The organism is Streptomyces sp. NPDC001787, from assembly GCF_040297465.1.
In the GTDB taxonomy this organism is placed as follows: Bacteria; Actinomycetota; Actinomycetes; order Streptomycetales; family Streptomycetaceae; genus Streptomyces.
Map to the genome: position 1 here is coordinate 34,813 of NZ_JBEOZE010000028.1, position 12,074 is coordinate 46,886.

Annotated in this window: 11 protein-coding genes; 4 read left to right on the plus strand and 7 right to left on the minus strand. The window is 70.1% G+C overall.

What is annotated here, in order from left to right; all coding sequences use genetic code 11:
- Positions 1 to 3 precede the first annotated feature (3 nt).
- Entirely contained in the window at positions 4 to 1,380 is a 1,377-nt protein-coding gene (locus ABT170_RS30780) for an MFS transporter (protein WP_329941021.1), read from the plus strand.
- A 263-nt stretch (positions 1,381 to 1,643) separates the two neighbouring features.
- Entirely contained in the window at positions 1,644 to 2,018 is a 375-nt protein-coding gene (locus tag ABT170_RS30785) for an RNA polymerase-binding protein RbpA (protein ID WP_003959706.1), read from the plus strand.
- Between the two features lie 144 nt (positions 2,019 to 2,162).
- On the opposite strand, the gene fxsA is transcribed toward ABT170_RS30785, so the two are convergent.
- The 4 genes from fxsA to ABT170_RS30805 form a co-directional block, all read right to left on the minus strand.
- Positions 2,163 to 2,765, minus strand: coding sequence for an FxsA family membrane protein (gene fxsA / locus ABT170_RS30790; protein WP_329941020.1), 603 nt, complete (start codon positions 2,763 to 2,765; stop codon positions 2,163 to 2,165).
- A 96-nt stretch (positions 2,766 to 2,861) separates the two neighbouring features.
- Entirely contained in the window at positions 2,862 to 3,629 is a 768-nt protein-coding gene (locus ABT170_RS30795; RefSeq protein ID WP_329941019.1) for a polyprenol monophosphomannose synthase, read from the minus strand.
- Between the two features lie 564 nt (positions 3,630 to 4,193).
- Positions 4,194 to 5,840: an amidohydrolase gene (locus ABT170_RS30800; RefSeq protein ID WP_351872800.1), complete on the minus strand. Its 1,647-nt coding sequence runs from the start codon at positions 5,838 to 5,840 to the stop codon at positions 4,194 to 4,196.
- 70 nt (positions 5,841 to 5,910) lie between these two features.
- Positions 5,911 to 6,351 (minus strand): Lrp/AsnC family transcriptional regulator, encoded by a 441-nt coding sequence (locus ABT170_RS30805; protein WP_018490165.1) that lies wholly within the window; start codon positions 6,349 to 6,351, stop codon positions 5,911 to 5,913.
- 202 nt (positions 6,352 to 6,553) lie between these two features.
- On the opposite strand from ABT170_RS30805, the gene ABT170_RS30810 reads away from it, so the two are divergent.
- On the plus strand, positions 6,554 to 6,952 hold the full coding sequence (locus ABT170_RS30810; protein ID WP_329941017.1) for a hypothetical protein: 399 nt from the start codon (positions 6,554 to 6,556) through the stop codon (positions 6,950 to 6,952).
- 320 nt (positions 6,953 to 7,272) lie between these two features.
- Here ABT170_RS30810 and ABT170_RS30815 read toward each other — a convergent pair whose 3' ends face one another.
- Complete coding sequence (locus ABT170_RS30815) at positions 7,273 to 8,445, minus strand: acyl-CoA dehydrogenase family protein (RefSeq protein WP_329941016.1); 1,173 nt, start codon at positions 8,443 to 8,445, stop codon at positions 7,273 to 7,275.
- A 392-nt stretch (positions 8,446 to 8,837) separates the two neighbouring features.
- Between ABT170_RS30815 and ABT170_RS30820 the strand changes: the two genes are divergently transcribed.
- On the plus strand, positions 8,838 to 10,109 hold the full coding sequence (locus ABT170_RS30820; RefSeq protein WP_329941015.1) for a glycoside hydrolase family 18 protein: 1,272 nt from the start codon (positions 8,838 to 8,840) through the stop codon (positions 10,107 to 10,109).
- 170 nt (positions 10,110 to 10,279) lie between these two features.
- Here ABT170_RS30820 and ABT170_RS30825 read toward each other — a convergent pair whose 3' ends face one another.
- Both ABT170_RS30825 and ABT170_RS30830 read right to left on the minus strand, forming a co-directional pair.
- Complete coding sequence (locus ABT170_RS30825) at positions 10,280 to 10,996, minus strand: hypothetical protein (protein ID WP_351872805.1); 717 nt, start codon at positions 10,994 to 10,996, stop codon at positions 10,280 to 10,282.
- 597 nt (positions 10,997 to 11,593) lie between these two features.
- Positions 11,594 to 11,968 carry a hypothetical protein gene (locus tag ABT170_RS30830; protein ID WP_351872808.1) on the minus strand — a complete coding sequence of 125 codons (375 nt, stop codon included), beginning with the start codon at positions 11,966 to 11,968 and terminating at the stop codon, positions 11,594 to 11,596.
- Positions 11,969 to 12,074 lie beyond the last annotated feature (106 nt).

Here is a 12,074-nt window from a genome sequence, read left to right on the forward strand (position 1 = left end):
GGGTTGAGCACCGGAACCACAGGGAAGACCGATCCGGCGGAGCTGCCGCCGCCGGACGCCGGGGCGGCTGCCGCCCGGCTGCGTGAGCAACGCGGCTGGTACTTCTACGACTTCGCCTGCTCCGTGTACTCCACGAGCGTGCTCACGGTCTTCCTCGGCCCGTATCTCACGTCTATAGCCAAGGCCGCCGCGGACCCGGACGGTTTCGTCCATCCGCTGGGCATACCAGTGCGCGCCGGGTCGCTGTTCGCGTACGCCGTCTCGGCGTCCGTCGTGGTGGCCGTGGTGCTGATGCCGATCGTGGGCGCCGCCGCGGACCGTACGGGACGCAAGAAACCGCTGCTGGCGGCCGCCGCCTACGTCGGCGCCGCGGCGACGACCGGGATGTTCTTCCTGGACGGTCACCGCTATCTGCTGGGCGCCTTCCTGCTGATCGTGGCGAACGCGGCGATCTCGGTGTCGATGGTGCTCTACAACTCCTATCTGCCGCAGATCGCCGAGCCGGAGGAGCGCGACGCGGTCTCCTCGCGCGGCTGGGCGTTCGGCTACACCTCGGGCGCACTGGTCCTGGTGCTGAACCTGGTCCTCTACACGGGCCACGAATCCTTCGGTCTCGCGGAGTCCGACGCGGTACGCATCTGTCTCGCCTCGGCGGGTGTGTGGTGGGGCGCCTTCACGATCATCCCGCTGCGCCGGCTGCGCGACCGCCGGGTGGCACCGGACGGCGAGGGGGCCGTCGGCTCCGGCTGGCGTCAGCTCATGGCCACCCTGCGCGACATGCGCCGCCATCCGCTCACCCTGTCCTTCCTGCTCGCGTACCTCATCTACAACGACGGGGTGCAGACGGTGATCTCGCAGGCCTCGGTGTACGGCTCCGAGGAACTGGACCTGGACCAGACGACCCTGATCACGGCGGTGCTGCTGGTGCAGGTGCTCGCGGTGGCGGGGGCGCTGGGGATGGGTCGGCTCGCCCGGATCCACGGCGCGAAGCGCACGATTCTGGCCTCGCTGGTCGTCTGGACGCTGATCCTGGTCGCCGCGTACTTCCTGCCCGCCGACGCGCCGCTCTTCTTCTACGCCCTCGCGGCGGCGATCGGCCTGGTGCTGGGCGGGAGCCAGGCGCTGTCCCGTTCCCTGTTCTCGCATCTGGTGCCGCGCGGGAAGGAGGCCGAGTACTTCTCGGCGTACGAGATGAGCGACCGCGGTCTGAGCTGGCTGGGGCCACTGGTCTTCGGCGTGGCGTACCAGCTGACCGGCAGTTATCGGGAGGCGATCATCTCGTTGGTCGTGTTCTTCGTGCTCGGTTCCGTGCTGCTCGCGAGGGTCCCGGTACGGCGGGCCGTGGCTGCCGCAGGCAATCCTGTTCCGGAGAGGATTTAGACGTTGAACTGAAAGGCCGGTAGTGTACGCCTTTGGCCTGCCCGGAGGACCGTTACTGCGAGTGGAAACAGCCAAACCGTTGAGTGACACCTTCCGCCAGATGTGACAAACCGGGCAATGGTGGGTACTCAACCCTGAAAAGCAGCGGCACGACGGGCGACGCATGACCGGCAACGGGAATCTTTACCGCCGACCGGACGTTGACCGGATGACGACGACAGCGACACCTGTCCTGTGGGCGACAAGCCCGGGAGGCACGATTCATGAGTGAGCGAGCTCTCCGCGGCACGCGACTCGTGGTTACCAGCTACGAGACGGACCGCGGCATCGATCTGGCCCCGCGCCAGGCGGTGGAGTACGCATGCCAGAACGGACATCGATTTGAGATGCCGTTCTCGGTAGAGGCGGAAATTCCGCCGGAGTGGGAGTGCAAGGCGTGCGGCGCCCAGGCACTCCTGGTGGACGGGGATGGCCCCGAGGAGAAGAAGGGCAAGCCTGCGCGTACGCACTGGGACATGCTCATGGAGCGGCGCACCCGCGAGGAGCTGGAGGAGGTGCTGGCCGAGAGGCTGGCGGTTCTGCGCTCCGGAGCCATGAACATCGCCGTGCATCCGCGGGACAGCAGGAAATCTGCCTGACCGCGTAACACCGCATCGAAGAGCCGCGGGCCGTGACACAGTTCCTGTGTCACGGCCCGCGGCTTTCCGCTGTGCTCCTGCATCTGCTTCGGCCTCGGCCCGGACGGTGGGGGTGTCGCGGTGACACCCCCACGGCGGGACGCGCTACGGCGTCAGGGGCGGGCGCGGGCCCCGGGAGGCGTCGCCGTCGGGCCCCGAGGGCGCCTGAGTGCCGTCCTCCCGGATGACCTCTCCCTGAACGACCTTTCCGTCCGGCCGGTGCATACGGGCCTGCTGAAAGGCGTCCGAGAGGCTGCCGGGCGAGGCGGCCCGCATCCGGCGTTCCAGGGACCGCTCCGCGTACCGGCCGAGCATCGTGCGGACCGGCGGCACCAGGAGGAGCAGCCCGGCCACGTCCGAGATCATGCCGGGGATCATCAGGAGCAGGCCGCCCAGCATCAGGAAGCCGTTGCCCCTGGTGCCCGGAGGAGCCGCGGGCCCGGCGGCCGGGGCGCCCGGCTGCCCCGGCATCTGCTGGAGGGTCTCGGTGAGATTGCGGAAGGCCCGGCGGCCGGCCCGCTTGATGACCACGGCCCCGAGGAAGGCACCGGCGACCAGGAGCAGCAGGACGGTGAGCCCGCCCGCCGCGCCGGCCACCACGGTCAGCAGCCAGATCTCCAGCACCAGCCAGGCGGCGATGCCGAGCGGCAGGAACGTGCGGGCGCGCGAGCGCTTGGGACGGGTCGGGGGCGGTGTGCCGGTCGTCATGCTCCCAGTGTGCCTGTACGGGCGTGCGGACGGCGTAAGAGGGTGATCATGGAGCCGGGGGCGCGGCGTGACCTCGGGCGGGCCGCGGGGCGGCCCTCAGGAGGACTTGCGGCCCAGGACCTTGTTCGTCCGGGTGGTGATGCCCCAGCCGGTGACCCGCCAGAGTGCCTCGACGAGAATGTCGCGGCTCATCTTCGAGTCGCCCACCTCGCGGTCCACGAAGGTGATCGGCACCTCGACGACGTGATAGCCCGCTTCGACGGCACGGCGGGCGAGGTCCACCTGGAAGCAGTAACCCTGCGAGGCGACCTCGCCGAGACCGAGGCCCTTGAGGGTCTCGGTGCGAAAGGCCCGGTAGCCGCCGGTGACGTCCCGGACCGAGAGTCCGAGGGCGAGGCGGGAGTAGAGGCTGCCGCCCCGGGAGATCATTTCGCGGCTCTTGGGCCAGTTCACCACGCGTCCGCCCGGGACCCAGCGGGAGCCGAGGACCAGGTCCGCCCCCTTGAGCGCGGTGAGCAGCCGGGGCAGTTCCTCGGGCTGGTGGGAGCCGTCGGCGTCCATCTCGACCAGCACGCCGTATCCGTGCTCGGAGCCCCAGCCGAAGCCCGCCAGGTAGGCCGCGCCGAGCCCTTCCTTGCCCTTGCGGTGCAGGACGTGGACCTTGTCGTCCTCGGCCGCGATCTCGTCGGCGGCCTTTCCGGTGCCGTCGGGGCTGTTGTCGTCGGCGACCAGGATGTCGGCCTCCGGCACGGCGGCGCGCACGCGGTCGACGATCGGTTTGATGTTCTCGACCTCGTTGTAGGTCGGGATGATCACCAAGACCTTGCCGAGCGGGCCGTACTGCCTCTGACCGCCGTCGTTCACTGCTGCCCCTTAAAGTCCGTACGCAGACGCACACCATATCGAGCGCATCGCCTTCGGATTCCGACGCGGTGGCACAGCCGCCCCCGCAGGTCGGGGCAGACCCGTGGAACTGGGGACAGAACCCACGGACGGAACAGCCGACGCAGCCGTGGCGGTGCTGCGGATCGGGGCCCGGCGCCCTTCGGGCCGACCTGGGACCCGCTGGCTGCGGGTCGACCGAAAGCCGTTGTCTACTGAACGTCCGGGCCCCACCCGGGTCGCACCCTCCGTCCGGTTCGCACCTTCCCTCGCCCCCGAGGCGCGGACGCTGAACCTGGCTGTCAGTGGTGGTGCGCCGGTGCGGCACACCACCCCATGACCCAGCGGCGTTCGACGACTGCGTGGAGGTTTAACCGGTCGGACGTCCTGTGGTGGACCCGGCCGAACCTACCGGCCCCTGGGCGCGTTCTGTCAACACTCGCTCGACCTGCGGCTTTTGCCCAAATTGCCTGGTCAGTGCCGAAGATCCGCAGGTCGCGACAGCGGGCGTACGCCCTTCGATCGGCGGTACGAAATAGTCACACGTCACTCGTTCGGCCGTACGTAGACAGTTTGTCCGAACACCACGGTGCGCAGACAGACCGGGAGTTCGGCCCCGGGCGTGAGATCGGGCAGGCCGGGCGTGCCGGACCGGGGGTCGGTCGACCAGCGGGCGACGCGGTCGTCGGGGGCCTGGACCAGCAGGTCGTCGGTACGCCAGATCGCGTAGTCGGCCGGGGCCCCGGGCACCAGGAGCCCGGCGTCGTCGCGGCCGATGGCCCGCCAGCCCCCACGGGTGTGGGCCGTGAAGCCGGCGCGCACGGAGATCCGGTGCTCCGGCGTGCGATGGAAGGCGGCGGCCCGCACCGTCCCCCAGGGATCCAGCGGGGTGACCGGGCTGTCCGAGCCGAAGGCGAGCGGCACCCCGGCGCGCAGCAGGGCCGCGTAGGGGTTGAGCGTCCCGGCCCGCTCCGCGCCCAGACGCTGGGCGTACATGCCCTCCGTACCTCCCCAGGCCGCGTCGAAGGCGGGCTGGACGGAGGCGGTGAGGCCCAGTTCGGCGAAGGCGGCGACGGTTTCGGGGGTCAGCATCTCCGCGTGCTCGACACGGTGGCGGGCGGCCCGGATCCGGGCGAGCCCGAGGGTCTCGGCGGCGGCCCGGACCCCTTCGACGACGGCGGAGACCGCCGCGTCGCCGATGGCGTGGAAGCCGGCCTGGAGCCCCGCCTCGGTGCAGGCGGTCACATGCGCGGCGATCTGCGCGGCGTCCAGGTGTGCGGTACCCGTGTGCGGGGCGTCCGCGTAGGGCTCGTGCAGACAGGCGGTGTGCGAGCCGAGGGAACCGTCGACGAAGAGGTCCCCGGCCGCGCCGATCGCGCCGAGCTCACGGATCCGGCGAGCGCTCTTCTCGTCGGTGACCTGCTCCGCCCAGAGCCCGAAGACCCGCGGTCCGGGCTGCTCGGCGGCGAGCGCCAGGAGGCCGGTGAGGTCCTCCTCGTCGGAGATGTCGGGCCCGGCGCACTCATGGACGGTGCCGATGCCGAGGGAGGCGGCGTGGCGCAGTGCGGCCCGCTGGGCGTCCGCGCGCTGGCGCCGAGAGAGGGCGCCGTGCGCGGCGGACCGTACGGCGTGGTGGGCGGCGCCGGTCAGCGGGGAGTCGGGGTGGTAGCCGGTCATCGCCGCGACACCCGGGACGAGGTCCAGCAGCGCCGTCGTGACCACCGCGGAGTGCACATCGATGCGGGGCAGATAGAGGGCCCGCCCACCGGCGGCAGCGTCCAGTTCGGCCCGCGAGGGGTGACGCCGCTCGGGCCAGCGCGCGGCGTCCCAGCCGTGTCCGAGCAGGACCCGTTCGGCGGGGTGACTGTTCGCGAACGCGCGTACGAGATCGAGGGCGTCGGCGAGCGTGCGGGCACCGGAGAGGTCCAGCCCCGTCAGGGCCAGCCCGGTGGCCGTGGTGTGCACATGGGCGTCCGTGAAGGCCGGTGTGACCAGGGCCCCTTCGAGGTCCACCACGTCGTCGACGCCGCCGGCGAAGGCATCGGCGGCACCTTCGGATCCCACCCAGGCGACATGCCCGCGCTCGACGACCATCGCGGTGGCGAACGGATCGGCGGGACTGTGGACGTCTCCACCGCGCAGCAGCACGGTGCGGTGTTCGGGGGCGCTCTGGGGGGCGGTGCTGTCGGTCATGGGACCAGTCTCGCGCCTGCCGGGAGCCGCTCGCGCCGCGGCCCCCCTCACCGGAAGCGCCCCCGGCGCCTCAGACGCGCGGCGGGCGCGCCTCGTACGGGGTGGACAGGACGACGGTCGTCCGGGTGGACACCCCGGCCAGCGAACGGATCCGGGTGAGCAGGTGCTCCAGCTCCAGCGGCGTGGCCACCCGCACCTTGAGGATGTAGTTCTCGTCCCCGGCCACGCTGTGGCAGGCCTCCAGCTCGGGCACCCCGGCGAGCCGCTCCGCGATGTCGTCCGGTGCGCTCGGGTCGAACGGTTTCACCGAGATGAACGCGGTGAGGGGCAGTCCGACGGCTTCGGGGTCGACGACCGCGGCGTAGCCGCGGATCACCCCGCGCTGCTCCAGCCGGCGGACGCGCTGATGAACGGCCGAGGTGGACAGGCCCGTGGCCTTGCCCAGGTCGGTGTAGCTCATCCGCCCGTCCTTGACGAGCAACTCCACAATCTGACGGTCCAGCTCCTCCATGCGGATCAACCTATTGCCCCAGGTCCCTCCCGGCACACCCATGGGCGCTCAAGAGAGGCACCTGCGGGCGGCATGTGACGAATACCACAGGTTTACGGGTGGGTAGCCGACGGGCTCGCGGTTACGGCCCGCGCGCGACGGGAAGTGCTTGCTGTGGTCGAGGCCGTGGCGCCTTGTCGGCCCACCCGAGGGGGGAATTTCCATGCAGAGCCTGAAGCTCACCGGACGTACCGAACCGGAGCCCGTCGATCCTGACGAGGACGGCGCGCCCGACGCGTACGACACATTCGAGATGTACCGGGTGATCTGCCCGGACTGCGCGCAGCCGATCGCGCTCCTGGCCGATGAGGACACCCTCCCGGAGCACGCGCTGTGCCCGACCCCGTGGAACCCCTTCGTCCTCACCGTGTGCGCCGGTACCGGACGCGGCGCCGCGGAGTCCCGGCCGGCCGACGAGTCGCTGGAGGCCCAGGAGCAGGAGACGGCCCTGCTGTTGACGCTCCCTCAGGGGCTCGACTGGCGGATGCAGCCCTTCTCGCACGCCGGTGGCCCCGGCTCGCGACCGCTGCAGGTACCGCAGATGCGGCGTCACGCCGCCTGACGCCCCGCCCGCGCGTCGCGCCCCACCCCGCGCGTCGCGCTAGTTCTCCCGGCGGCGCTTCTTCGCCGGGTCGCACCCTCTTCTCGCGCCGCACCACGACGGACCGTCCGGCGTGGTGCCCGCGGTCGACGGCCTCGGGCTCCACGAAGGCGAGCGGGCCGCACACGCGGCACGGACCGCGGAGCGCCCGCCGGCGAACCACCCGTCCACCGGGCCCGCCTCGCCGGGGGAGCGCACCGGCCGGACCCCGCCGGGCCGCCATGACCAGGAGTGGAACCGGATCATGGCGACGCCCGCAAGGTGGGACCCGGACTTCCGGGTCAGCGCGTCTCGGGACCCGCGAGGTGGCGGGCGATGACCATGCGCTGGATCTGGTTGGTGCCCTCGACGATCTGGAGCACCTTGGCCTCGCGCATCAGCCGCTCGACGGGGAAGTCCTGGGTGTAGCCGTAGCCGCCGAGCACCTGGACGGCATCCACGGTCACCCGCATGGCCGTGTCCGTACAGAACAGTTTGGCCATGGCCGCCTGCCGCGAGAAGGACTCCCCCGCGTCGCGCCGCCGCGCCGCCTCCAGATACAGGGCGCGCCCCGCCTCGATCCGGGTCGCCATGTCGGCGAGCATGAACCGCAGTCCCTGGAAGTCCGCGATGGGGCGGCCGAACTGACGCCGCCCGGTGGCGTATCCGACGGCCTCGTCCAGCGCCGCCTGGGCGACACCGATGGCACAGGCCGCGATGCCCAGACGCCCGGAGTCGAGCGCGGACAGCGCGATGGCGAAGCCCTGCCCCTCCTCGCCGATGCGGCGGTCGTCACCGATCCGTACGCCGTCGAAGTTGAGCTGGGCGGTGGGCGAGCCCTTCATGCCCATCTTCTTCTCCGGGACGGCCGCGTTCAGGCCCTCGGCGTCGCCGGGGACGAGGAAGGCGGTGATGCCGCGCGGGCCCTCGACGCCGGTGCGGGCCAGCACCGTGTAGAAGTCGGCGATTCCGCCGTGGGTGATCCAGGCCTTGGTGCCGGTGATGACCCAGTCGTCACCGTCCCGCACCGCCTTCGTGCGCAGCGAGGCGGCGTCGGATCCCGAAGAGGGCTCGGAGAGGCAGTAGGCGCCCAGCAGGCCGCCCGAGAGCATCGCCGGGAGGTGCGCGGTCCGCTGCTCCCGCGTGCCGTATCCGGCGAGCGCGTGGCAGGCCAGCGAGTGGACGCTCACACCGAGGCCCACGGTGAGCCGGGCGGCGGCCAGCTCCTCCAGCACCTGGAGGTAGACCTCGTAGGGCTGGTCGCCGCCGCCGTACGCGGAGTCGTAGGGCAGTCCGAGCAGGCCGGATTCGGAGAGCAGGGTGAATACCCCGCGCGGGAACGTGCCCGCTTCCTCCTCCTCGGCGGTCCGGGGAGCGATCTCCTTCGACACGATGTCGCGGACGAGCGCGACGAGCTGCCGGGACTCCTCGGTGGGCAGGTGGCGTTCCACCAGCTGCGGGGCACGGTCGGTCATGACGGCGCTCTCCTCCCTGTCGGGCGTTGCGACGGTCGCGCGCGCAGGGGTGTGGGCGGCGCCGCCGGGTGATCCCCCGGGCCACACCCGGGAATAGTGATACTGCCCAACCGATCCTGCCCTCTCGGATCACGAGAGGCGCTGGCCAGCGGCTGTGGCGCGTTGAGTATGCCCGATCGGAGCGCTCCCGTCACGGGGTGCGCGACGGGCCCGACGGTCATGGAAATTGGTCCGAACCATTGACCCAACTGGTCTAGTCCTTCTACGGTTCCACCGAACGCCTTACCGCGTTCATGCCAAGTCTCACCCTGATCGGCCGCGCACCGGCACCGGCTGCGCGGAGTCCGACCCGGCACCCCCCACGCTCAAGCCCTCCCCCACGAGGAGCCACGATGTTCAGACTGCACCGTCCCCGCGCCCGATTCCGGGCGCTCGCCGCAGCCGCCTGTACGGCCGCTCTCGGCGCCACACTTCTCGGCGTCGCGGGTACGTCATCGGCCGGCGCGGCCCCCGCCCTCCAGCAGCAGGCGGCCCCGGCCGCCGAGGCCGCCCCCACGGCGGCCGGCGGCAAGGTGGTCGGCTACTTCACCAACTGGGGCGTCTACGACCGGAATTACCACGTCAAGAACATCGAGACGTCCGGTTCCGCGGACAAGCTCACGCACATCAACTACGCCTTCGGCAATGTCACCGGCGGCAGGTGCGCGATCGGCGACTCCTACGCCGACTACGAGAAGGCCTACACCGCGGACCAGTCCGTCGACGGTGTCGCCGACACCTGGGACCAGGACCTGCGCGGCAACTTCAACCAGCTGCGCAAGCTGAAGAAGCTCCACCCCGACCTCAAGATCCTCTGGTCGTTCGGCGGCTGGACCTGGTCGGGCGGCTTCGGCGACGCGGCGAAGAACCCCGCCGCGTTCGCCGAGTCCTGCTACAACCTGGTCGAGGACCCCCGCTGGGCCGATGTCTTCGACGGCATCGACATCGACTGGGAGTACCCCAACGCCTGCGGCCTGACCTGCGACACCAGCGGCCGTGACGCCTATGGCAACCTGCTGTCCGCGCTGCGCGCCAAGTTCGGCACCGGCAACCTGGTCACCTCCGCGATCACCGCCGACGGCTCGGACGGCGGCAAGATCGACGCGGTGGACTACGCGGGAGCGGCGAAGTACCTCGACTGGTACAACCCGATGACGTACGACTTCTTCGGCGCCTGGGAGGCCAAGGGTCCGACGGCTCCGCACTCCCCGCTGACCTCCTACACCGGCATTCCGCAGGAGGGCTTCAACACCGACGCCGCGATCTCCAAGCTCAAGGGCCTCGGTATCCCGTCCGAGAAGCTGCTGCTCGGGATCGGCTTCTACGGCCGCGGCTGGACCGGGGTCACCCAGTCCGAGCCGGGCGGTACGGCCACCGGAGCGGCGGCGGGCACGTACGAGGCGGGCATCGAGGACTACAAGGTCCTCAAGAGCAGCTGCCCGGCGACGGGCACCGTAGCCGGAACCGCGTACGCCCACTGCGGAACCAACTGGTGGAGCTACGACACCCCGGCGACCATCGCCTCGAAGATGGACTACAAGAACCAGCAGGGCCTGGGCGGCACCTTCTTCTGGGAACTGAGCGGTGACACCACCGACGGCGAGCTGATCAAGGCGATCGACTGACAGCCGCGGACCGGGTGTGAGGGGCGGGGAGCCGAACGGGCTCCCCGCCCCTTCGCCGTGCAGGGTTCAGCCCGGGACGGGTGTGGGTGCCGGGCGCCTGCGGTCGTCGTCCGGCCGGCGGTCGTCCGGCGGTCGTCCGGCGGTCGTCCGGCCGGCATCGGGCGAACACGTCAGTTTCCGCGCCACACCGTCGCGAGAGCGATCGACTCGATCTGCTCCATGGGAAGGACAGGGGCCGCGCGTGTGACCGGGGTCCCGAAGGACGCACTGTTCAGCTCCGAGACCAGCACCCTGCGTCCGTCGTCGTAGAGGACGTCCACATCCCACTGCACGATGTCGGGGTGGCTCCGCAGGGGGGCCCTGCGGGTCACGATCCTCCCACCGCCCGGAAGGCTCTTCCCCTCGCTGAACAAGGGCAGCAGTTCCTTTCGTCCGGGCTTCCACTGCTGGACGCTCACGGCCAGCAGGGACTCGCCCCGTCCGTCATCCACCGTGACGTCGGCATAGCCTGTGCGGCTGCCCTCCTGATGCGAGATCCGGAGGTTCCCCGGAATCAGCTTCTCCAGATTGCGGAGGATTTCCCGCTTGGCCATCCTTCCGGTGCTGGGCGGTTCGGGAGGAGACGGCGCCTGCGGCACTGCCGCCTTGACGGGCTCCCACTGCTTGGACGTGGCGATGTCCGAGAGCTGATCGATCGTCAATGGCAGTGCGGGGCGACGAGTTGAGTCCGCCTTTTCGGCTGATGCGTCACTCTGCACGACGGACACCAGCACCCCGTCCCGGGACAGCAGTCGCGCGGACCATTGCTTGGCCCCACTGGGCTCGAACGGGTCGGCGTAACCCTGGTTGACGACCAGGGTGTGCTGACCATCGACACTCTTTCTCACACAATGGTCGTACGGGCTGTACGAGCGCAGGGGGCATTCGGCCGCGACGCGCCGGGCGGAACGAGGCAGGCGCGACACCGTCACCTCGACGATCGATCTGTCGCGCCCGTCATCGAAAACCGCGCCGGCGGACGGTGCGAGTGACTCCGAAAGACCCGATCCGGATACCTGGGAAACGCTTCCCCCGGGAAGCAGGGACCGCAGCGTATCTTTCATCAGATCCCCCGATACCGGCCTCTCGGAGGATCCGCTTGCCGTCATGGCGGAAATCATGGCGGCGGACAGTCCCAGCGCCAACGTGACCGAAAGCGCGACCACTCGTCCTCTGGAACCCCGTGCGGGCTCCTTCGATGTGCGCTCGGGAAATGTGTTTCGGTGTTCGCGAGTCAAGAGAACCACCATACTGATGTGGATGACGGATGCGGAAATACGATCCCGCGTTTCCTTCGCAGGAGAACCTGCCGGCACTCCCACGAACCGGGCAGAGCCACCTGGCTGCCGTCTCTCAAGCAGAAGCACGAGGCAACCAGGTGGCTTTCACGGCACCTTCGGAGGCGTAACGAGGTCTGCGACCCCTGCTACGTCAGCCGTGTCTTCTCAGCAACCGTTCACATTGGCCCAGTTCACCCACATGAGGGGGCTCGAACCGCTGAACGGGCTTCCGACGTAGGACCAGGCACCGCCCTTCCAGAAGCGGTAGTTGATGCCATGGTTGCGGTCGTTGAAGCCGCACAGGTCCTTGCCGGTGTGGTTGATCACGGAGTTGACCGGCGTTCCGGTGCTCAGAATGCTGTTGTACTTCGTCCACTTCTCCCATTGCTCTCCACCGTAGTTCTGCTGCGCGTAGAGATACGCGTAGTCGGCGAGTGCGGCGGATTCATTCGCCTGGGCCGGCACCGCAGCCACTCCCGCGACCGCCAGACCGGACAACGGAAGAATGGCGAGGGCGACAGCGGAAAAAAGACGCTTCATGAGGTTCCTCTCCGGGTCCTGCGGAAGGTCCGGTACGGACAGTTCCTCCCGGCGGACAGGGGCTCGCGATCCTGTCCGCCGGGAGCGAGGAGACCGCACCGGTTTC